The sequence below is a fragment of the Agrobacterium tumefaciens genome (genome assembly GCF_031801495.1).
In the GTDB taxonomy this organism is placed as follows: domain Bacteria; phylum Pseudomonadota; class Alphaproteobacteria; order Rhizobiales; family Rhizobiaceae; genus Agrobacterium; species Agrobacterium tumefaciens_K.
In genome coordinates this window covers 943,705-965,864 of sequence record NZ_JAOEGC010000002.1, presented here as the reverse complement: position 1 = coordinate 965,864, position 22,160 = coordinate 943,705, and the positions used below count along the sequence as shown (strand labels likewise).

Here is a 22,160-nt window from a genome sequence, read left to right as displayed (position 1 = left end):
CACGGCAGCGTCTGACAAGGCGTCGCACCTCCGGAGTTGGTATATGCCCATTACAATTTTCGACGGCATCGTTATCGCCGTTGTTCTTTTCTCCGCTATTCTCGCAATGGTGCGTGGTTTTTCCAGAGAAATCCTGTCGATCGCCAGCTGGGCCGGTTCGGTTGCCGCCGCCTATTATCTCTACCCGGTCGTGCTACCTTATGCGCGCAACTACACCGATGACGACAAGATCGCCATCGCGGGTTCTGCGGCAGTCGTCTTTCTCGTCGCGCTGATCATCATTTCCTTCATCACCTCGCGGATCGCCGATTTCATCATCGACAGCCGCATCGGCGCGCTCGACCGCACGCTGGGCTTCCTGTTCGGCGCGGCGCGCGGCCTTCTGCTGCTGGTCGTCGCGGTCGCCTTCTGGAACTGGCTGGTTGACGTCAAGACGCAGCCCCAGTGGGTAACGCAGGCAAAGTCCAAGCCCTTCCTTGACGGGCTGGTCGGCAAGCTGGAAGCCGTTCTTCCTGAAGATATCGAGCCGCAGATCCGCGCCCGCATCCTTGGAAAACAGCAGGAGACGGCTCCGGGGCAGACGCCAGCCGAGGACGTACCGGCAACAAATCCACCGGCTACAAATAATTGACACAGTGTCGCGCCTTGCAATGCATGCAAGGCGCGCTATTTGTGCTAAATATCTAGCACGACAACAGACAGGCCGCCCCGGAGACATGCTCGCCGGACAGGTCTTTCTTTTTTTGGTAAGAGAGCAAGGGCAAGCCGAATGATTGAGCCGCTTTCGCATTCCACTTTCAATGAAGAGATCGACGGCGATACGCTGCATGAAGAATGCGGTGTGTTCGGCATTCTCGGGCATCCGGATGCCGCAACGCTGACGGCGCTTGGCCTGCATGCGCTGCAGCACCGCGGCCAGGAAGCAGCCGGTATCGTTTCCTTCGATGGCAAGCGCTTCCATCAGGAACGCCATATGGGCCTCGTGGGCGATCACTATACCGATCCGGCAACGCTTGCCCGCCTTCCCGGCTCCATGGCCATCGGTCACACCCGTTATTCCACCACCGGCGAAGTGGCGATGCGCAATGTGCAGCCGCTGTTTGCCGAACTGGAAGAAGGCGGCATTTCGATCGCCCATAACGGCAACTTCACCAACGGCCTGACGCTTCGCCGTCAGATCATCGCGACCGGCGCCATCTGTCAGTCCACCTCGGACACCGAAGTGGTGCTGCACCTGATCGCCCGTTCGCGCCACAGCTCGACTGCCGACCGCTTCATCGACGCCATCCGCCAGATGGAAGGCGGTTATTCGATGCTGGCGATGACCCGCACGAAGCTGATCGCCGCCCGCGACCCGATCGGCATTCGCCCGCTCGTCATGGGTGAACTCGACGGCAAACCGATCTTCTGCTCCGAAACCTGCGCACTCGACATCATTGGTGCTAAGTTCGTTCGTGACGTCGAAAACGGCGAAGTCATCATCTGCGAAATCCAGCCCGACGGTTCGATCACCATCGACGCCCGCAAGCCGCAGAAGCCGCAGCCCGAGCGCCTTTGCCTTTTTGAATATGTCTATTTCGCCCGTCCCGATTCCGTCGTCGGCGGCCGCAACGTCTACACGACGCGCAAGAATATGGGCATCAACCTCGCCAAGGAAGCGCCGCTTGAAGCCGATGTCGTCGTGCCGGTTCCCGATGGCGGGACGCCTGCGGCTCTCGGTTTTGCGCAGCAGAGCGGTATTCCCTTCGAATACGGCATCATCCGCAACCACTATGTCGGCCGTACCTTTATCGAGCCGACACAGCAGATCCGCGCATTCGGCGTGAAACTGAAGCATTCCGCCAACCGGGCGATGATCGAAGGCAAGCGCGTCGTTCTGGTGGACGATTCCATCGTACGCGGAACCACCTCGGTCAAGATCGTACAGATGATCCGCGAAGCCGGTGCGAAGGAAGTTCATATCCGCGTCGCCAGCCCGATGATTTTCCATCCCGACTTCTACGGCATCGACACGCCGGACGCCGACAAGCTGCTGGCTAACCAGTATGCCGACGTGAACGACATGGCGAAATTCATCGGTGTCGATTCGCTTGCCTTCCTGTCGATCGACGGCCTTTACCGCGCCGTCGGCGGCGAGGACCGCAACAATGCGCGTCCGCAGTTCACCGACCACTATTTCACCGGTGATTACCCGACACGCCTTCTCGACAAGAACGGCGAATCGCTCGGAAGCAAGATTTCCGTGCTGGCCAGCAACGGCTGATACTCCAGATAAACAAGCGGTCACCGTTCTTCGGTGGCCGCTTTTTGTTGCCTGCGACGGGGATTATCGCATGCGACATTTTGATTGCTTGCGGTCACGGGCCGCCGCTTTCTAAAAAGAAGTGCAATTCATTCGGGGGGAAATACCATGACCATCGACCTTAAAGGCAGGATCGCGCTTGTGACCGGCGCATCGCGCGGCATCGGCTATTTCACCGCGCTGGAACTTGCCAAGGCCGGTGCGCATGTCATCGCCTGCGCTCGTACGGTAGGTGGTCTTGAAGAGCTGGACGACGCCATCAAGGCCGTCGGCGGCACCGCGACGCTCGTTCCCTTCGACCTTACCGATATGAATGCCATCGATGCGCTCGGCGCCAATATCTTTGAGCGTTGGGGCAAGCTGGACATTCTGGTCGCCAATGCGGGGGTTCTGGGCGTCATCTCGCCGGTCGGGCATATCGAGGCAAAAGTGTTCGAGAAGGTCATGACGATCAACGTGACCGCAACCTGGCGGCTGATCCGCTCAGTCGAACCGCTGCTGCTCAGATCAGATGCGGGCCGTGCGCTGATCCTCTCGTCCGGTGCCGCGCATTCCTGTCGCCCCTTCTGGGGCGTCTATTCAACGTCGAAAGCCGCCGTCGAGGCGCTTGCCCGCACATGGGCCGCCGAAACGCAGAACACTCACCTGCGCATCAACAGCATCAATCCGGGCGCCACGCGAACCGCGATGCGGGCTCAGGCAATGCCCGGTGAAGACCCGGCGACCGTGCCGCACCCTTCGGAAGTCGCAGCCGCCATCCTGCCGCTGGCTTCCCCGGAACTGAAGGAAACCGGTAAGCTGTTCGTCGTGCGTGAAGACAGGTTCGTGGATTACCGCCAGCCGGAGTAAAATCCGCTCGGTCTTCATGCAAGCGTTGGACGATGCCCTTGACCGGCGAATGCCTCCGCGCCATAACGCAAGTCATGAAAACGACGATCCGCACCTGCTGCTGAAACAAATTTTGCTGGTTTGCCACCGGCCAGATCGTTTTCGTCTCCCGAAAGGTCCAAAAGACAAACGTTCCGGCCAGGACAATTGACTGCCTTTAGGGAACTGCCGCATGTCCTTGCGCCTGAAACTTCACAATACGCTGACCCGCGAAAAGGCGGAATTTACGCCAATCGACGCAAACAATGTGCGCATGTATGTCTGCGGCCCGACCGTTTACGATTTTGCCCACATCGGCAACGCACGCCCGGTCATCGTGTTCGACGTTCTCTATCGGTTGCTGCGGCATGTCTATGGCGAAAGCCAGGTAACCTATGCCCGGAATATCACGGACGTCGACGACAAGATCAATGCGCGGGCGCTGCGGGACTACCCTCACCTACCGCTGAACGACGCGATCCACGCCGTCACAGAAAAGACCGCAAAGCAGTTCCACGACGATGTAGCCGCACTCGGCTGCTTCGAGCCGACCGTCGAGCCTCGCGCGACCGACAACATTCCGCAGATGATCGAGATCATCGAAAAGCTGATCGAGCGCCGTCATGCCTATGTGGCGAGCGGCGAGGTTCTGTTCGATACGAAGTCGATGGCTGATTACGGCCAGCTCTCCAAGCGACCATTGGACGAGCAGCAGGCTGGCGCGCGCGTCGCCGTCGATGTGCACAAGAAAAACCCCGGCGACTTCGTGCTCTGGAAGCTTTCCAGCCACAACGAACCCGGCTGGGAAAGCCCGTGGGGCCGTGGCCGTCCCGGCTGGCATATCGAATGCTCGGCCATGTCCGGCCGTTATCTCGGCGAAGTCTTCGATATTCACGGCGGCGGGCTGGACCTGATCTTCCCGCACCATGAAAACGAAATCGCCCAGTCGCGCTGCGCGCACGGAACCCATGTCATGGCGAATGTGTGGATGCACAACGGCTTCGTGCAGGTGGAAGGCCGCAAGATGTCGAAGTCCGAGGGCAACTTCGTGACGATCTACGAATTGCTGCACACTGACAAGTTCGGCGGCAGGCAGTGGCCGGGCGAGGTTCTGCGTCTGGCGATGCTGATGACGCACTACCGCGAGCCTATCGACTTTTCCGTGAAGAGACTGGAAGAAGCGGAACGTCTGCTGGCAAAATGGCCTGTTGCTGAGCCGAGCGATGCCGATCCGGACCAGACGGTGCTCGACGCACTGGCCGACGATCTCAACACGGTCGCCGCCGTGCAGGCATTGCACGCCTTGGCGCAATCCGCCCATAACGCCCCCGAGAAACTGGCCGCTTTTGCCGCCAGTGCCGCCCTGCTTGGCGTCTTGCCGGAAAAGGCGGAGGTGGATGAAGCCATCGCAGCAGCCGTCGACTCGCTCGTCGAAATGCGCCTCGAAATGCTGAAGGCGAAAAACTTCGCCGAGGCCGACCGTATCCGCGACGAACTTTCCACCAAGGGCATCCAGCTCAAGGACGGCAAGGACAAGCAGACAGGTGAGCGCACGACGACGTGGGAGCTGAAGCGGTAACACGCTTGCGAAGCCTCCTTTCGCCGCATAGGCTGGCCGAACAAGGCTAGAAGGCGAAAGGAGGATCATCCATGACCGTCTACACCGGCGGATGCCAGTGCGGCGCCGTGCGTTTTCGGGCTGAGGGCGATCTGAGCGACAGTTCGATCTGCCATTGCCGCATGTGCCAGAAGGCGTTCGGCGCCTATTACGCGCCGCTCGTTTCCGTTCGCAAAGCTGCTTTTCGCTGGACGCGGGGAGAGCCGAAGCGCTTCCAGTCTTCCAATGTGGTGAAACGCGGGTTCTGTCCCGAATGCGGCACGCCGCTGACCTATGAAGCGCCGGACGGAATAGCAATCGCTGCGGGTGCTTTCGACGATCCGGCCCTGTTTCCCCCGACGCTGCAATATGGAACGGAGGCGAAGATCGCCTTTGTCGATCATCTGTCCGAGTTACCCGGCCACGACACACCGGACGATTTCGAGGCCGTTCCCTTCCTCGAAAACCTCGTTTCCTACCAGCACCCCGATCAAGATACCGAAAACTGGCCGCCGGAGAACAAGTCATGAGCGATACGGGTTATTCCGGCGGATGCCAGTGCGGCGCGGTGCGTTTTCACGCGGGCAAGATCGGCCGCCCTTCCATCTGCCATTGTCGCATGTGCCAGAAACATTTCGGCAATTTCTTCGGCGCGCTGGTGACAGCCGATCAGGCGCATCTGGCATGGACGCGGGGTCAGCCTTCCCTGTTTCGCTCGTCCCAGAAAATCCATCGCGGTTTCTGCAACAAATGCGGCACACCGCTGACCTATCATTATCCGGGCGGGGTAGAGATCGCCATCGGCGCGTTCGATCATCCGGCCGAAATCGAGCCTCAGGTTCAGGTGAATGCCCACATGCGGATGCCTTGGATCAGGACGTTGTTCGACAAGCCCAACACCGAACAGAGTGTGGACGAGGCGGACATCGTGTCCTATCAGCATCCCGACTACGACACGAGCGAATGGCCACCCAAAGGTGACGGAGCGTGACCTCCGAACGGGATTTTTCCGGCGGCTGCCAGTGCGGTGCAGTCCGTTACCACGCAACCGGTGGCCTGTCCTATCCGCATATTTGCCATTGCCGCATGTGCCAGAAGGCGGCAGGCAACTATTTCATGCCGCTGGCCGCGAGCCTTCGGAAAGACTTCACCCTGACAAGAGGCGAGCCTCGGTGGTTCCAGTCCTCCGATCAGGTCCGGCGTGGATTTTGCGGCCAATGTGGCACGCCGCTGTTTTACGACATGCCGGACGCCGATTTCATCAACGTCACGCTCGGATCGCTCGACGAACCTGAGCGGGTAATACCCGAAGCGCAATCCAACACCGGCCATAAAATACGCTGGTTCCATAAGCTTGATGGCCTACCGCTCGAGCCGGAACCGACGGACGGGCAGCCGTTACCCCGAACGAACAAACGACAGCACCCCGATCATGACACGGCCGAATGGCCACCGAAGGACACATTGAAATGACCGCAGAACTGCGCAGCTTCTATCCGGAAATCGAACCCTTCGAAACAGGCATGCTGGATGTCGGCGACGGACACACAATCTACTGGGAGCGTGTCGGAACTCGCGGCGCAAAACCAGCCGTTTTCCTGCATGGCGGCCCCGGCGGCGGCGTCAATCCCACGCATCGTCGCGTCTTCGATCCCGCTCTTTACGACGTCATCCTGTTCGATCAGCGCGGCTGCGGTCGCTCGACGCCGCATGCCGCACTCGAAGCCAACACCACATGGCATCTGGTTTCGGATATCGAGAAGTTGCGCGCCCTGTGCGGCTTTGAACAATGGCTGGTGTTTGGTGGCTCCTGGGGTTCGACACTGGCGCTTGCCTATGCGGAAACCCATCCGGAGCACGTTAGCGAACTGGTCCTGCGGGGCATCTATACCGTCACGCGCCCGGAACTTGAATGGTACTACCAGTTCGGCGTCTCGGAAATGTATCCGGACCGCTGGGAGAAATTCATCGCACCGATCCCTGAGGCCGAGCGCGGCGACATGATGGGCGCCTATAACCGCTATCTCACCGGCTCGGATGAGAAGAAGAAGCTGGAGTGCGCCAAGGCGTGGAGCCAGTGGGAGGGCGCAACCATCGCTCTCGTCACGGACCCGGAGCGGGTGGACGATTTCGGTGAGGACAAATACGCCATCGCCTTTGCGCGCATCGAGAACCACTTCTTCGTCAACGGAGGCTGGCTGGAAGAGGGCCAGCTTTTGCGTGATGCCGGCAGGCTGAAGGATATTCCCGGCGTGATCGTCCATGGACGTTACGACATGCCCTGCCCGCTGAAATATGCCTGGCAGCTTTCAAAGGCGTGGCCGAAAGCGGATTTCCATATCATCGAGGCGGCGGGCCATGCCATGAACGAGCCTGGCATTCTCGACCAGTTGATCCGGGCAAACGACCGTTTCGTCGGAAAATCATGAGTCCTTTCTGACGCTTGAAGCCGTGGGATGAGAAACAGATTCATCTCGCGGCTTCCAATGCTCCGGCCAATTCTGGCGCGGAACATTCACTCTTCGTGCAGTTTTTCTCATGAACGCTTCACGGAAATGAATTGGCGTCTGCCGCGCCGCTCAGGTATGAATAAGCATCCGAAAACGTGACGGCATTCCCATGGCAATCGATAAATCGCTTCCGACCGAACAGGGCGGCGACAGCGCGCGCGGCTTTGCGTTTGCGCTGTCCGCTTATCTGTTGTGGGGCTTCCTTCCCCTCTACATGAAAGCCGTGGCGCATATTCCGCCTGTGGAAGTCATCGTTCACCGCGTCATCTGGTCCGTGCCGATCGCCGCGGCGGTTCTTATCGCCATCGGGCGCACAGCCGAGATCAGAACGGCGCTCAAGACACCGAAAATGCTGGCCATGGCGAGCCTGACCGCGGCCCTGATCAGCGTCAACTGGGGAATCTATATCTGGGCCATCGGCGCAGGGCGGGCGCTCGATGCGGCACTCGGCTACTTCATCAATCCGCTTTTCAGCATCTTTCTTGGGGCAGTGCTACTGAAAGAGCGGCTTTATCGCGGGCAGATCGTGGCCATCGTGCTTGCTGTGCTTGGTGTGGCGCTGCTCACCTGGCATGCGGGCAGTCTACCATGGGTGTCGATCGCGCTGACCGTCACCTGGGGTTTCTACGCCTTTTTCCGCAAGACGCTACCAATCGGACCGACGCAGGGCTTCCTTCTTGAAGTCATGCTTCTCTCCGTGCCCTGCGTGATCCTGATGGCCTATTTCGCCATGACGGGTCAGGCGCACTTCATGGCAGGCAACGCCATGGACACCTGGCTTCTGATCGCAAGCGGCCTCATTACCGCCGTTCCCCTCATTCTCTACGGAAACGGCGCCAAGCTGCTGCGGCTCTCCACCATCGGCATCATGCAGTATATCGCGCCGACGATCATCTTCCTGATCGCCATCCTGATCTTCAAGGAGCCGTTCGACATGGTGCGGATGGGAGCCTTCGCGCTGATCTGGTCGGCGCTGGTGATCTACACCGCCTCCAGCCTGATGCGCCTGAAGAAGTCGTAACCGGCCTCGTTCAGAGGCGGGATATCACCGAAGGATCACCGTCCGGGTTCTGCTGCGCCAGCGCCCGGTCGATGATGGCTGGAACGATGTCCTTCACCTCATCGATGACAAGCGGATTGAGCAGATGGGCGCGGTGGATGAAGCCCTGGTCGCGCATGTGGCGAACCAGCTCCAGCATCGGATCCCAGAAACCATTGATGTTGGCGAAAACCATAGGCTTGGCGTGACGGCCAAGCTGCGCCCATGTCATGATCTCGACGATCTCTTCCAGCGTACCAATTCCACCCGGCAGCGTGACGAAGGCATCCGACCGATCGAACATCATGTGCTTGCGCTCATGCATGTCCTTGGTGATCACAAGCTCGTTCAATTGTCCGAGAGAATGGCGTGTCGCCTCCATGTCGACCAGAAATTCCGGTATGATGCCGGTCACTTCGCCGCCGTTCGAGAGGACACCGGCAGCAACCGCCCCCATGATGCCCTTGGTGCCGCCACCATAGACAAGGCGAATGCCGTTTTCAGCAATGGATTTTCCAAGCGCGCGGCCCGCCTCCATGTAAGCCGGGTCACGACCGGGCTGGGAACCGCAGTAAACGCAGATGGATCGAATCGCTACATTTTTGTCCGTCATGCGATGAAGGAACAATGCTGGATGCGACACGTCAAGAAAATTTGGGAAATCCCTTGTGAATATAGCCTTTTGCCAATGTGACGCTTGTATGGCGCAAAGTAAGGCGCTAGCAATCTGAACATCAAAAAAGGCTGAATACCCGGAGAATTCAGGATGAAAAAATATAAGGCCGGTTTGCTGGCGTTGATCGTGCTGGGCATTGCGAGCCTGCTCATGATCTTTTTCGTCCTTCCCCGGATCAGCAATGACGGTGCTTCCATTGGCGACGCGATAAACGACGCCGGAAACGCCGTGAAAAACAGCGTCGAGATGGGCGCGGACAAGGCAGGTGACATCCTCTCGGATGCCGCCACCGAAACCGCGAACATAGCTGAAAAAGTCGGCCGTCTCGCCGCTTCATCCACGCAATCGATCAAGGACCTGACTGCACTGTTCAGCGATGGAAAGGTGCCGTCCGATCAGGACTTCGCTGCCGCCCGCAAGAAGGTCGAGGCATCGCTCAAGGAACTGAGCGACATCGACATTCCGGAAACGCTGGACGAAAACACGTCGAAGCTCATCACCACGGCGCGCGCCGCAGCCGAGCGCACCACTGCGTACCTGCGCGAATTGCCAGGGAGTGCCGCAGCCGCCGCTTCGCACATTCGCCGTCTGGCGGGTGTCTTTGCCGGGACTGACAATGGCGCACCGGAGCCGGTCAAGCCTGCCGAGCCGGCAGCAGATGCCGCACTGCTCCCGACATTCGACGTTCTGCGCGTCGAGCCGGATGGTTCCGCCGTCGTCGCTGGCAAGGCACAGCCGGGCGCAAAGCTGGAAATCTTGAGCAACGGCAATGTCATCGCCCAGACGACCATCGACGGCACGGGTGATTTCGCCGCCGTTTTCGACAACCCGCTGCCGCCGGGCGACCACCAGCTGACGCTGCGCACCACGGACGCCAACGGCAAGGTCACGCAGTCCGAAGAGGTTGCAACCATCTCGGTACCTGACGGATCGAAGGGTGAGTTGCTGGCCATGGTGACGAAGCCGGGCGCACCGAGCCGCGTTCTGGCGATGCCTGAAGCCGCCGCGCCTGCCGCACAGCCTTCGCAGGCGACAACCAACAATGCCGCTGCACCTGCAGCCGCGAACGCATCCAATTCAGCCTCTCCTACTGTGGCGACGCCGCAGGGCACTGCAACGGTGCAGGTTTCGGCCGTCGAATTCGAAGGCTCGAAGATCTTCATCGCCGGTTCCGCTCCGGCAGGCTCGACCGTGCGCGCCCTCGTAGACGACCGGAATGTCGGGCAAGGCACGACGGAACAGTCCGGCCACTTCGTAATCGAAGGCGATGTCGAGCTGACCGTTGGCAGCCATATCATTACCGTTGAAGAGCTGGATGCGAATGGCGCCGTCAAGGTGCGGGTCCGCGTTCCGTTCGAGCGCCCCGGCGCTGATCAGGCAACGGTGGCGATGCAGACACCCGCGGCTTCGTCCGCCCCGGCCGCCAATGCTGCTCCTGCGGAAAACCAGAGCACGGCAAGTGATCGCGCTGCGTTCGAAAATCTTCGCAGCGGCGTTGCCAAGGCATTCGGCATTCTGTCCAATCTCTATCAGGGCGGCAAAAAGCCTGCGCTCGATGAAGCGGTTGCCGCACGTTCTGCCGTGGTGATCGCGCTGCGTTCGCTGTCCGAACTCCGGACTGCGGCAACGACCGATGCAGGCTTCACGACCTTCGTGAATGATGTCGTCGCCAAGGCTCGCGCGCTGCTGGCCTCCGTCGAGGCGCTGCCCAAGGATGTCGACGCCATTGGCAGCGGCATTGCCTCGCTGGAAAGCCGCCTCGCCGAACTGCACATCACCGCTCCGGCGGCACCTTCCGCTCCGGCAGGTCCGCAGACCTTCGAGCAGGCACCGCTTGCCCAGAGCGAAAACAGCGTCATCATCCGTCGCGGCGATACGCTATGGCAGATTTCGCGCCGCGTTTACGGTCAGGGCGTGCGCTACACGACCATCTATCTCGCCAATCAGGACCAGATCCAGAATCCTGATCTGATCGAACCGGGCCAGATCTTCGGCGTGCCGGAAAAAGCGCTGCCGAATGCCGAGGAACTACACCGCAAAAGGCTGAAGGGCGGTTCCTGACCGCTTCAACCGTTGCGGACGGCACGGCATATCTCTATCTGACGAAACGGCGGCTCCCCAAAAGCCGCCGTCCTGCTGTCGGCAGTCCGGCAGAAATGCGGAGTAAAACATGACAGCGCGGAAAAAGACCATCTCGGCGGATTCCAGCAATCCGATACAGACCCTCATCAATCTCTGGCCCTATATGTGGCCGCAGGGCCGTCTGGACCTGAAGATGAGGGTTGTCTGGGCAACGTTTTTTCTGATTGTCGCCAAGCTCGTCCTGATGTCCGTTCCCTATTTCTTCAAATGGGCGACCGATGCGCTGAACGGCAAGCTGGACATGGCCGGGCTTCTTCCGATGTTTCTGCTCGGCGCGGTCGCGCTCGTCATCGCCTATAATCTGACGCGGATCATACAGGTCGGCCTCAACCAGCTGCGCGATTCACTCTTTGCCAGCGTAGGCCAGCATGCGGTGCGCCAGCTTGCCTACAAGACCTTCGTGCACATGCACCAGCTATCCCTTCGCTTCCATCTGGAGCGCAAGACCGGCGGGCTTTCGCGGATCATCGAACGCGGCACGAAGGGTATCGAAACGATCGTCCGTTTCACCATCCTGAACACCGCTCCGACACTGATCGAATTCCTGCTGACGGCCATCATCTTCTGGGCAAGCTACGGATTCACCTATGTTCTGGTAACGGTCGTCACCGTCTGGGCCTATATCTGGTTCACCATCAAGGCGAGCGACTGGCGCATTTCCATCCGCCGGACGATGAACACCAGCGACACCGAAGCCAACACCAAGGCAATCGATTCCCTGCTTAACTTCGAAACCGTCAAATATTTCGGCAACGAAAACATGGAAGCCCAGCGTTTCGACGCGGCCATGGCCCGGTACGAAAAATCCGCCATCTCGATCTGGACCTCGCTCGGCTGGCTGAACTTCGGTCAGGGTGTGATCTTCGGCCTCGGATCTACCGTGATGATGGTCATGTCGGCGCTCGCCGTACAACGCGGCGAACAGACCATCGGCGACTTCGTGTTCATCAACGCCCTGCTGCTGCAGCTTTCCGTACCGCTGAACTTCATCGGTTTCGTCTATCGCGAAATCCGTCAGGGTCTGACCGACATCGAGCAGATGTTCGATCTCCTCGAGGTCGAGGCCGAGGTTGTCGACAAGCCGGATGCCGTGGAGCTGAAAAGCGGTCCGGGCGCGATCTCCTTCCGCGACGTGCATTTCGCCTACGATCCCGAGCGCCCGATCCTCAAGGGCATTTCCTTTGACGTCCCGGCCGGCAAGACGGTCGCCATCGTCGGCCCATCGGGTGCCGGGAAATCCACGATTTCCCGATTGCTCTACCGCTTCTACGATATCCAGCAGGGCGCGATCACCATCGATGGCGAGGATGTGCGCGACGTCACGCAGAAAAGCCTGCGCTCCGTGATCGGCATGGTTCCGCAGGATACGGTGCTGTTCAACGACACGCTGGCCTACAACATCCGTTATGGACGTCCCACCGCAAATCAGGATGATGTGACGGCGGCGGCCAATGCCGCGCAGATCAGCGCTTTCATCGGCAAGCTGCCCGATGGTTACGACACCATGGTAGGCGAACGCGGCCTGAAACTTTCCGGCGGGGAAAAGCAGCGCGTTGCCATCGCCAGAACCATTCTCAAGGCGCCGCCGATCCTCATTCTCGACGAGGCAACCTCCGCGCTCGACACCCATACGGAACAGGAAATCCAGAGCGCGCTGGACATCGTTTCGAAAAACCGCACCACACTGGTCATCGCCCACCGGCTGTCCACGGTCATCGGGGCAGATGAAATCATCGTCCTCAAGGAAGGCCACATCGCCGAGCGCGGCACGCATGCCACTCTGATCGCGGCCGACGGCCTCTACGCCTCCATGTGGAGCCGCCAGCGCGAGGCTATCCAGGCAGAGGAGCGGCTGCGGCAGGTGCGCGAAACCGACGACCTCGGCGTCGTGGACCGGGGCGAACCCGCGCATTGACGGGCATAAACTGCGGCCAGCGACCGGAATCCATTGCCGGGCGCGATGTTTGGCTGTAACCAGCTATGCAAGATTTGTCGCCTCCCACAACAGGCCACGTCGCCTTGCGGCAACCTCAGCGGGCGACAAAAAGAAATTGGAGCAAGGAATCTTATGAATCTGTTCGACACCATTCGCAACACCATCGTGCCGATCCACAAGGAGGGCTATGTCTTTGTCGCAGCCTTCTTCGTCGCCTCGCTGGTGCTCGGCTGGATAGCCGAACCGCTGTTCTGGGTGGGCCTCGTGCTGACGGCATGGTGCGCGTACTTCTTCCGCGACCCCGAGCGCGTCACGCCGCAGGACGATGACCTAATCATCAGCCCCGCCGACGGCAAGGTTTCGGCCATCCAGACCGTCGTGCCGCCGCTGGAGCTGGAACTCGGCAAGGAGCCGATGGTCCGTATCTCGGTGTTCATGAACGTCTTCAACTGCCATGTGAACCGTGCGCCGGTTCGCGGCCGCATCGTCAATGTCGCCTACCGTCCCGGCCTGTTCCTCAACGCCGAAGTCGACAAGGCATCCGAAGACAACGAACGCAACGGCCTGGTGATCGAGACGGCCCACGGCAAGGTCGGCGTCGTGCAGATCGCCGGCATGGTGGCCCGCCGCATCGTCTGCTGGGTAAAACCGAATGAACCTGTCGACGCCGGTGAGCGTTTCGGTCTTATCCGTTTCGGTTCGCGCCTCGATATTTTCCTTCCGGAAGGCTTCCAGCCGCGCGTCGCCGTTGGCCAGACGGCCATCGCCGGGGAAACCGTGCTTGCCGAATTCGGTTCCGAAAAAGGCCCGACGATCAGCCGTCGCGGCTGATCAGACAGAAAGGGCACGGGCATGGAAACGCCGACACCGCAGCCGCAGCAGAACGAAAAACACGAGTTGAGGCACGGCAATGACAGCGGCCGCGGGCCGCGGTTGAGGGAAATTCCCCTTCGCCTCGTCGTCCCCAATCTCATAACCGTTCTGGCCATCTGCGCAGGCCTGAGCGGCGTTCGCCTCGCCTTCGAAGGCAGATTCGAGCTTGCCGTCGGCATGGTTCTTCTGGCGGCCTTCCTCGACGGTATCGACGGGCGCATCGCCCGGATGATGAAGGCGACATCGAAATTCGGCGAGCAGATGGATTCGCTTGCCGACATCGTCAACTTCGGCGTGGCCCCTGCCCTCGTGGTCTACGCCTATCTGCTCGATCAGGCACGCTCCTTCGGCTGGATCGCCGCGCTGATATACGTGATTGCCGCAGGCCTTCGCCTCGCCCGCTTCAATGTGATGATCGAGCGCCCGGTCAAGGCGCCATGGCAAGCGGAATTCTTCGTCGGGGTACCGGCACCTATGGGTGCGATGCTGGTTCTGCTGCCCGTTTATCTGGGGTTCCTCGGTGTCGAGGCTGACAGGACATTCGCGTACATCGCTGCCGGCTATACGGTTCTGATCGGCTATTTCCTCATCAGCCGCCTGCCGGTCTGGTCCGGCAAGGCAAGCCGCATCCGTCGTGATCTCGTGCTGCCGATGATCCTCGTCGTCGTCCTCTACGTCGCGATGCTGATGAGCTTTACCTGGGAGGTGCTGGTTCTCACGGTCGCCGCCTATCTCATCTTCATCCCGTTCAGCGCCCGCCTCTGGCACCGCCGTTACGGCACGCTGACGATCGAGGAAGACGGCCATGGCGAAGCCGATGGCGGCGACGGCCTGGATCGCGGCATCTGACGGGATAAATCAGCCTTTTCAGGCGACGCACCGGGCGTACAAAATGTCGCAGGCGGAAAGTTCATGTTTCGATTCTCTTCGCCTCGAATCCGTCATGATTGACCTCGAAAGAGCCTCCCACACAGATCGCCGGACAGGTGATCGGGGAACATTCCGGAGAGAGACATGACGAACAAGACGACCGCTGAGACACAGCAGAAAACCGACCTCAACAGCCACTACCGCCCGCTCGGACTGAAGGCCGTTGCCGCCGCAGCGATGATGCTGAAGCGCAAGCCTGCGACCAAGCCTGCCTGAAAACATTTACTTTTTTCGGGACGCAGGGTGACATACCCCGTGTCTGGACCGACGCACGCGTCTTTCTCCACCAGATCCCAGCTGGCGCGCCCTCAATCGGGCCAGCAGACCTTCCTGCAGGACGCAGATTTTCGCCGCGTCGCCAATTTTAACGATACACGCATCGAGAGCGTAATAGCGTAAGGTTGTGATTTCAGCAGACGCCGTCGGTGTGAAATCTTCAAAACATGCAACCTTTACAAGCAGGCTGTACCTGCGCCCGCCCATACATTACCACTTCCCTGTTGGTTCATTGCTTCCTGATTCGTTCGCGAAACATCGTTTGTTTTCGCAAATCAGGTGACGTGGTGAACAATATTTGGCGCGCAGACGGAAAATTGCGTCGCCAAGCCGTCGGGAGGACCTGGGTACGGTATGCTGGATAAAATCCTTCTGATCGAAGATTCCGTTGCTTTGTCCATGCTGCTGACGAAGCGGATGGCGGAGGAAACACACGCAGACGTCATTCATTGCGACAGCATGGACCAGGCGCGCTCGTTGCTTGCGGTAAACACGTTCACGCTGGCCTTGACAGGCCTGAACCTTCCCGATGCACCGAAAGGTGAAATTCTCGGTCTTCTGGCTGAACACAGGGTTCCCACAATCGTTTTCACCGCAACCGTCGACGAGGAAGCACGCCGCCGCTACGCGGAAAAAAAGATCATCGACTACATCGTCAAGGACGGTCACCGTACCGTCGATGCCGTCGTCAGAACCGTCGACCGCATCCTGACGAACAGCCAGTTTTCCGTTCTGGTCGTTGACGACGCCAGAAGCGCGCGCTCGGGGCTGGTTGATATTCTCGAGCGGCAGAACTTCAGGGTCAGCGAAGCCCATTCCGGCAAGCAGGCGCTGGAAATTCTTGCGCGGGACCCATCGATCCAGCTCGTTCTGACCGATTACCATATGCCCGACATGGACGGCTACGAACTCACGCGTCGTATCCGCGACAGCCGCTCTTCGGAAGATCTGCGCATCATCGGCATCTCGTCATCCTCCGACCGATTGCTTTCAGCAAGCTTTCTGAAAGCCGGAGCTTCCGATTTCATTTACCGGCCCTTCGTGCCGGAAGAACTTCAGTGCCGTATCGACAACAATATCGAGACGATGAAGCAACTTCGGCGTCTGCGCGAACTCGCCGAACGCGACCATCTGACCGGCCTGCCGAACCGTCGCTCGTTCTTCGATCGTACGCGCGCGCTGATGGACATCATCAACCGCGATGACGAGAACGGCGCGGTTGCCATTCTCGACATCGATCATTTCAAGAAGATCAACGATACACTCGGCCATGATGCTGGCGACAGGGCGCTGAAGAAACTTGCCGATCTCCATCTCCGAGATGTGCCATGAGGAGCGTCATATTCCTGCACGTCTTGGAGGCGAGGAGTTCGCGCTGTTCCTGCGCGGGCTAGACGCCGAGGCAGCGTTCCACTTCTGCGAAAAGCTGCGCGCCCATGTGGACCTCAACGGACGACAGCTGAGCGGCAGCGATCTGGCGCTGACGATTTCGATCGGCGTGGTTGGCATCGAAAAGGGCGAACCCTTCGACAACCAGCTCAATGCCGCCGATCAGCTTCTGTACCTTGCCAAGGCGAACGGCCGCAACCGTGTCTATTCCGATGTGATGATTGAAGAGACGCTGCAGAAAATGGGGAGAAACGCCTAGTTTTCAGGTCACGCGCTCTGTGGATGTGAAACCGCTGCGCGCATGAACTGGAAATGCAGTCTCAGAACAGCGACATCTGTCCATCGTCTTTTGCGGGTCTAGCCTTCGGGAGCGGCACGTTCTCCTCAACCGGCTCGATCAGGTCCGCGCCGACATTGGCGACCTTGTTCACCTTGTCGGAAACCGGGATCATTTCGAAGAAGTCATCCTCAACCGGCTTCATCAGCTCAGCAACGTCGCGCGGCTCCTGCGTCTTGCAGTCCAGCCAGCGGCTGAAATCCTCGGGTGAAATCACCACCGGCATGCGGTCATGGACGCGTCCCACCGTTGCGTTCGCAGCCGTGGTGAGGATTGCCCCCGTATCGACTTCCGAACCGTCAGCGGACGACCAGGTTTCCATCAGCCCGGCAAAGGCGACGATGCCGCCGCGTTTCGGCCGGATGAAATAAGGCTGCGGCTTGCCGCCCTCCTCCTTCGCCGGTCTGCGCCATTCATAGAAGCCGGTTGCCGGAACCAGCACGCGACGATGGCGCATCGCGGCGCGGAACGACGCCTTGCCGATGGCCGTTTCGGAGCGCGCATTGATCAGCAATGGAAAGTCCTTGGGGTCCTTCACCCAGCCTGGCAGAAAGCCCCAGCGCACCAGTACGGCACGACGGTTTGGCAGATTGCTGCCCTTTTCCGGCCGGTCGCCTTCGATCACCACAAGAACAGGCTGGGTCGGCGCGATGTTGAAGCGCGCAGGAAACTGATCAAGGCCAATGAGGTCGAGATATTCGGCGATTTCCTCCGGTGTCGAGGTAAGCACGAACCGTCCGCACATGGATTCCACCCTTCAGACATAGGACACAGGCGGTTTGTCCCCGACCTCACATGACCTTCATTAAACCGCCTTTTGCGTGCAAAGTGACGGCGATTCTCTGCAGGGATGATAGTTTCATGCCAGGCGGAGAAACAACGCAAATACCGTTTATCGACAGGCCCCGTTCCATCGCAAGAGGCAAAATTCACGCATGACAGTCCGCATAAAACCCCGTGCAGCATCCTCTGTCATCGTGAGGCAGGGTGATCGTCTGCTGCTCGTGCGCCGTATCAACCCGCCTTCCCAGGACATGTTCGCCTTTCCCGGTGGACGAGGCGAAGAAGGCGAGACACCGGCGGAAACGGCCCTGCGCGAGTTGCAGGAGGAGACAGGGATCGTTGCACGCAGGCCGCAGCTGTTCGCAACCTATGACCTTCCGTCGCGCAACGAATCGGGAATACTGACAAGCCATTATTTTCTTTCCGTTTTCACCGTAGAAACGGACGAAAACGTCATCGCGATGGCCAATGATGATGCAGCGGATGCCGGGTGGTACACGCTTGATGAAATACGGCGCCTGCCTGCACCAGAAAGCGTGGTAGAATGTGCCGAACGTATTCTGGCGTGATTGCATGCGGGCCAGAATCGCTATTATCTGGGAACGCGTCGCGCAGACGCGTTAAGCGGTTTTGCGATAACGAGACGCTGTAAAATTTGACCGGCGGCCCGCCGAATGTTCGTGAGTAAGTGTGGGACAAAGCAAGATTTAATGCCGAAAACCATCTTCCTGTCCCTTTTTGCTGCAAGTCTCGTCGTGAGCGGGTCGATCGGCGCTGTTCTGGCACAACCGGTCGGTACGTCTCCGAAAGTGACGGCCCCACCTGTGGCGACGCCAAGCAAGCCTGCTCCGTATGATGACAAGCTGGCGCGGCTTTCGGAAATACTGGGAGCGGTGCAATATCTGCGGACGTTGTGCCCCTCTTCCGGCGCTGAAGACTGGCGCAAGCCGATGAGTGACCTCCTGGCTGCGGATACCGCCAACGAACCGGAACGCCGCCAGAGGATGACTGCCGCATTCAACCGTGGATACCGCTCTTTTGCGGCCATCCACACCAGTTGCACGCAAGCTGCTGTCGTGGCAGAAGAGAATTACCGTAACGAAGGGGCAACACTCGCGCAGGAAATCGCGTCCAGGTTCGGAAATTAGAGATTTATTAACCTCTTTTCGCCGCAGCCCGTGCCGTTTTGATAAAAGACTGTTAGTGTTGTTAACAGGGTGGTAACGACTTGCCTGCCCTGTCGAGGATGAAAAATGCAGACAAGCCGTAACGAAATCGACGATATGATCGTGCACGAAAAAATGCAGGTCGCTCTGGAACACCAGAACGAAGCGTGGGCCGACGGCATGGCCGACGGCATCGAGCCGGAGATCATCGCCGATGCTGCCATCGCTCTGGCCATGCGCGAAACCATCCGCATCCACGGCGAAGCCGGCGCGGAAGCCATGCTGGAATCGCTGCGTCAGCGCATGCTCGCGGGCGAGTTCTCCCCGCAGCGGGTGATCCAGTAAAAGCCGGAGTTCTGACTATGTCTTGCCTGAGCAAGAGGCTTTTGCGATCTTCTGCCGCCCTTTCCATTTTGATTGCCGTCACAGCCGTGTCCGCAGGCGCACCCAAGTTCGCATTCGCCCTGTCCGAGCTGAAACCGGCGCCAAACGCCGAAACCGCACCGCAAGCGCAGACGGGCGAGCAGCCTCAAAAGCAGCAGGCTCCGGAACCGGATGAGATCGAAGGCGATTCGGAAGGCATTCCGATGCCCGATCCGCTGGTCGATCGTTCTGCCAATTCCAGCCCCCCCGCCAAAAGCGATGCGCCTGAAATGGCCGTGACGATTGAACATGACATCGCCAAGGCGCCGGAAGCGGTCCGCAAGCTTCGCCAGCAGATCATCGACGCCGCAGCTTCCGGCGACATGGAAAAGCTTCGCCCGCTCATCTCTTCGGGTTCGGACAAGGCCCGTATCGACGGCAACGACGGTGAAGATCCGATCGAGGCACTGAAGAGTTTCTCCGGCGATCCGGACGGGCTGGAAGTTCTGGCAATCATCATCGACCTGCTGTCCACCGGCTATGCCCACGTGGACGCCGGGACGCCAGATGAGGCCTACGTGTTCCCTTACTTCGCAGGCAAGGCGCTCAATACGCTGACGCCTCCCGAAAAGGTGGAACTGCTGCGCATTATCACAGCGGGCGACCTGGCCGACATGCAGGAATTCGGCAATTACAGCTTCTACCGGATCGGCATTTCGCCAGACGGAAAATGGAAATTCTTCACGGCGGGTGACTGACAGACAGTCGCCCGACGCTTGCCGTTTGCCTGCAAAAATCCTAACTGTTCGTCACAGAGAGAATCCTGGGAGGCGCCCGGCGCTTTCCAGCGATCCTGTGAAAACAGATGGATCGAGTGTACATGCGAAAATCCGGATGGATGCGCGGCACTCCAGACAAACCGAACGGTGATGCCATGCCCTCCGCTTTTCTTGCCGACCGCCGCCTGATCAGAGTTTCCGGGACGGGTGCTGCGGAATTTCTGAACAATCTCATCACCACGGACGTCGAGCTTTTGGCTGAGGCCGAAGCGCGTGCAAGCGCGCTTCTGACGCCGCAGGGCAAGATCCTGTTCGACTTTCTCATTTCTCGTGATGGTCCGGACTTTCTGATCGAAACCAGTGCCAGCGATCAGGATGCGCTGCTTCGCCGCCTGACGATGTACAAGCTGCGTGCCCCCGTCGATCTCAAGGCGGAAGCCACGGAAGGCGTCAGCGTCTTCTGGAACGAAACGGCACCGCAAGGCGCAGTAAAAGACGGACGTTTCGCCAAGGCGGGCGTCGATCTCCATCGCCTGCCCGGCGCAACCGCGTCCGACGATACATCCCCCTATGACGCTTTGCGTGTTGACAACGGCATCGTCGAATCCGGTCGCGACTACGCACTGCAGGATGCCTTTCCGCATGACGTGCTGATGGACGTGAACGATGGCGTATCCTTCAAGAAGGGCTGCTTCGTGGGGCAGGAGGTCGTCTCGCGCATGAAACACCGTGGCACTGCGCGTCGGCGTGTGGTCATTGTCGATGCGACAGGCGAGCTTCCAGCCAGCGGTACGGATATGACGGCAGGCGGCAAGCCGTTCGGCGCGCTTGGCACGGTGTGCGGCAACAGAGCGCTGGCCATCGTTCGCATCGACCGGGTCGCCGATGCGCTTGCGGCTGGAACGCCGATGCTTGCCGACGACACCGAGGTCAGTGTGCGGTTACCTGAATGGAGCGGCCTGTCATTCCCCGTGGCGGACCCTGCGACAAGCGTGGAGGAATGATGGTCGCGTCCACCAAAAGCCCACGCGCCTGGCAACGGATGCTTTCCGGCCGAAGGCTCGATCTGCTCGATCCCTCGCCGCTTGACGTGGAAATTGCCGATATCGCCCACGGCCTCGCCCGCGTGGCGCGCTGGAATGGCCAGACGAAGGGGGACCATGCCTTTTCCGTGGCCCAGCACTGCCTGGTCGTTGAAAGCATCTTTTGCCGCATGTGCGCTGACGCGACGCCGCAGGACATGCAGATGGCGCTTCTGCACGACGCCCCGGAATATGTGATCGGCGACATGATCTCGCCTTTCAAGTCAGTTGTCGGCGGTGGCTACAAGACCGTTGAAAAGAGACTGGAGGCGGCCATACACCTGCGGTTCGGCCTGCCATCCCATCCCGCTCGAGAACTGAAAGACCTCATCAAAAAAGCCGATACGGCAGCCGCCTATTTCGAAGCCACCGAGCTGGCGGGCTTTTCGATTGCCGAGGCGCAGAAATTCTTCGGTACGCCGCGAGGCTTCACGCGGGACATGTTCGACATGGCTCCCCTACCCGCCATCGAGGCACAACGCCGGTTCGTAGACCGTTTCGACGCAATCGAGGCGTTGCGCGACGCTCGCCAGAGCGGTGCGGCATGACAGCCATTGTCGTATCGCCGCTGTCGCGGATTGCCGAAATGGCAGTGAAACACAAGTCTCGCGAGATGGTCACGCTGATTGCGAAGGAGCAGTCGTTCCACAGGCCCGCCGTGATCGCCGCAGACAGGCATCTGACGCTTGCCATGAACGATATCACCTTCAAGGGAACAGGCGATCTCGTTGCACCAGACGACGCGCATGTCCAGCGACTGATCGATTTCGTGCGGGAGTGGGATCAATCGGCACCGCTTATCGTACATTGCTGGATGGGTGTTTCCCGTTCGCCTGCGGCAGCGGTCGTCGCCGCGCTCAGCCTCTTCCCCGATCAAGATGAAGTGGCCCTTGCCACGCGCCTGCGCACCGTCTCACCCTATGCAACGCCCAATTCCCGCATCATCGAGATCGGCGACCGGCTGCTCGGGCGCAATGGCAGGCTGATTGCCGCGATCAGGAAAATCGGCCGGGGTGCAGATACGGACGGCAACGTCCCCTTCGTGCTGCCGCTCGCCGACTGACGCGCCACGTTATCCGGAACCCCCACGGCTTCCGTTCGTTACCAAACCTG

General features: G+C 59.7%; 23 protein-coding genes and 1 pseudogene. 22 read left to right on the top strand and 2 right to left on the bottom strand.

From position 1 onward, the window contains the following. Positions 1-43: 43 nt before the first annotated feature. The 9 genes from N7578_RS14145 to rarD all read left to right on the top strand — a co-directional run bounded on the left by N7578_RS14145 (position 44) and on the right by rarD (position 8,297). Positions 44-631 (top strand): CvpA family protein, encoded by a 588-nt coding sequence (locus N7578_RS14145; protein ID WP_311110940.1) that lies wholly within the window; start codon positions 44-46, stop codon positions 629-631. A 138-nt stretch (positions 632-769) separates the two neighbouring features. Next, the gene (gene purF, locus N7578_RS14140; protein ID WP_311110939.1) at positions 770-2,263 is read left to right on the top strand and encodes an amidophosphoribosyltransferase; all 1,494 of its coding nucleotides are present in this window, start codon (positions 770-772) and stop codon (positions 2,261-2,263) included. A 147-nt stretch (positions 2,264-2,410) separates the two neighbouring features. Next, positions 2,411-3,151, top strand: a complete 741-nt coding sequence (locus N7578_RS14135) for an SDR family NAD(P)-dependent oxidoreductase (protein WP_311110938.1) — start codon at positions 2,411-2,413, stop codon at positions 3,149-3,151. A 211-nt stretch (positions 3,152-3,362) separates the two neighbouring features. Beyond that, positions 3,363-4,748: a cysteine--tRNA ligase gene (cysS, locus tag N7578_RS14130; protein WP_311110937.1), complete on the top strand. Its 1,386-nt coding sequence runs from the start codon at positions 3,363-3,365 to the stop codon at positions 4,746-4,748. A gap of 71 nt (positions 4,749-4,819) precedes the next feature. Then, on the top strand, positions 4,820-5,296 hold the full coding sequence (locus N7578_RS14125; protein ID WP_311110936.1) for a GFA family protein: 477 nt from the start codon (positions 4,820-4,822) through the stop codon (positions 5,294-5,296). Then, on the top strand, positions 5,293-5,757 hold the full coding sequence (locus N7578_RS14120; protein ID WP_311110935.1) for a GFA family protein: 465 nt from the start codon (positions 5,293-5,295) through the stop codon (positions 5,755-5,757). The genes N7578_RS14125 and N7578_RS14120 overlap by 4 nt, the downstream gene beginning before the upstream one ends. After that, the gene (locus N7578_RS14115; RefSeq protein ID WP_311110934.1) at positions 5,754-6,239 is read left to right on the top strand and encodes a GFA family protein; all 486 of its coding nucleotides are present in this window, start codon (positions 5,754-5,756) and stop codon (positions 6,237-6,239) included. The genes N7578_RS14120 and N7578_RS14115 overlap by 4 nt, the downstream gene beginning before the upstream one ends. Continuing rightward, entirely contained in the window at positions 6,236-7,195 is a 960-nt protein-coding gene (pip, locus tag N7578_RS14110; protein ID WP_311110933.1) for a prolyl aminopeptidase, read from the top strand. Before N7578_RS14115 ends, pip begins: the two co-directional genes overlap by 4 nt. 190 nt (positions 7,196-7,385) lie before the next feature. Then, positions 7,386-8,297, top strand: coding sequence for an EamA family transporter RarD (rarD, locus tag N7578_RS14105; protein WP_311110932.1), 912 nt, complete (start codon positions 7,386-7,388; stop codon positions 8,295-8,297). Between the two features lie 10 nt (positions 8,298-8,307). Here the strand turns inward: rarD and N7578_RS14100 are convergent, their stop codons facing one another. Then, on the bottom strand, positions 8,308-8,928 hold the full coding sequence (locus N7578_RS14100; RefSeq protein WP_311110931.1) for a TIGR00730 family Rossman fold protein: 621 nt from the start codon (positions 8,926-8,928) through the stop codon (positions 8,308-8,310). A 153-nt stretch (positions 8,929-9,081) separates the two neighbouring features. Here N7578_RS14100 and N7578_RS14095 point away from each other — a divergent pair, with 153 nt between their 5' ends. From N7578_RS14095 to N7578_RS14070, 6 genes and pseudogenes are all read left to right on the top strand, one after another. Next, entirely contained in the window at positions 9,082-11,052 is a 1,971-nt protein-coding gene (locus N7578_RS14095) for a LysM peptidoglycan-binding domain-containing protein (protein WP_311110930.1), read from the top strand. Positions 11,053-11,161: 109 nt separating this feature from the next. Then, positions 11,162-13,048, top strand: a complete 1,887-nt coding sequence (locus N7578_RS14090; protein ID WP_311110929.1) for an ABC transporter ATP-binding protein/permease — start codon at positions 11,162-11,164, stop codon at positions 13,046-13,048. 153 nt (positions 13,049-13,201) lie between these two features. Continuing rightward, positions 13,202-13,900: a phosphatidylserine decarboxylase gene (locus tag N7578_RS14085; RefSeq protein ID WP_311110928.1), complete on the top strand. Its 699-nt coding sequence runs from the start codon at positions 13,202-13,204 to the stop codon at positions 13,898-13,900. 21 nt (positions 13,901-13,921) lie between these two features. Further along, on the top strand, positions 13,922-14,791 hold the full coding sequence (gene pssA / locus N7578_RS14080; RefSeq protein WP_311110927.1) for a CDP-diacylglycerol--serine O-phosphatidyltransferase: 870 nt from the start codon (positions 13,922-13,924) through the stop codon (positions 14,789-14,791). Positions 14,792-14,956: 165 nt separating this feature from the next. Then, positions 14,957-15,088 carry a hypothetical protein gene (locus N7578_RS14075; RefSeq protein WP_311110926.1) on the top strand — a complete coding sequence of 44 codons (132 nt, stop codon included), beginning with the start codon at positions 14,957-14,959 and terminating at the stop codon, positions 15,086-15,088. Between the two features lie 414 nt (positions 15,089-15,502). Beyond that, a pseudogene (locus tag N7578_RS14070) lies at positions 15,503-16,796 on the top strand (diguanylate cyclase). Positions 16,797-16,857: 61 nt separating this feature from the next. Here the strand turns inward: N7578_RS14070 and N7578_RS14065 are convergent. Continuing rightward, entirely contained in the window at positions 16,858-17,619 is a 762-nt protein-coding gene (locus N7578_RS14065; RefSeq protein WP_311110925.1) for an SOS response-associated peptidase, read from the bottom strand. Positions 17,620-17,809: 190 nt separating this feature from the next. Here N7578_RS14065 and N7578_RS14060 point away from each other — a divergent pair, with 190 nt between their 5' ends. The 7 genes from N7578_RS14060 (at position 17,810) to N7578_RS14030 (ending at position 22,110) form a co-directional block, all read left to right on the top strand. Next, complete coding sequence (locus tag N7578_RS14060; protein WP_311110924.1) at positions 17,810-18,226, top strand: NUDIX hydrolase; 417 nt, start codon at positions 17,810-17,812, stop codon at positions 18,224-18,226. A 141-nt stretch (positions 18,227-18,367) separates the two neighbouring features. Further along, a complete protein-coding gene (locus N7578_RS14055) occupies positions 18,368-18,805 on the top strand; it encodes a TIGR02301 family protein (protein ID WP_311110923.1) in 438 nt (145 codons plus the stop codon). A gap of 105 nt (positions 18,806-18,910) precedes the next feature. Then, positions 18,911-19,168: a hypothetical protein gene (locus tag N7578_RS14050; protein ID WP_138795739.1), complete on the top strand. Its 258-nt coding sequence runs from the start codon at positions 18,911-18,913 to the stop codon at positions 19,166-19,168. Between the two features lie 17 nt (positions 19,169-19,185). Continuing rightward, entirely contained in the window at positions 19,186-19,944 is a 759-nt protein-coding gene (locus tag N7578_RS14045) for a hypothetical protein (RefSeq protein ID WP_311110922.1), read from the top strand. A gap of 176 nt (positions 19,945-20,120) precedes the next feature. Beyond that, entirely contained in the window at positions 20,121-20,969 is an 849-nt protein-coding gene (locus N7578_RS14040) for a folate-binding protein YgfZ (protein WP_311112513.1), read from the top strand. Further along, positions 20,969-21,595: an HD family hydrolase gene (locus N7578_RS14035; protein WP_311110921.1), complete on the top strand. Its 627-nt coding sequence runs from the start codon at positions 20,969-20,971 to the stop codon at positions 21,593-21,595. The genes N7578_RS14040 and N7578_RS14035 overlap by 1 nt, the downstream gene beginning before the upstream one ends. After that, on the top strand, positions 21,592-22,110 hold the full coding sequence (locus N7578_RS14030) for a tyrosine phosphatase family protein (RefSeq protein ID WP_311110920.1): 519 nt from the start codon (positions 21,592-21,594) through the stop codon (positions 22,108-22,110). Before N7578_RS14035 ends, N7578_RS14030 begins: the two co-directional genes overlap by 4 nt. The last annotated feature ends 50 nt before the right edge of the window (positions 22,111-22,160 follow it).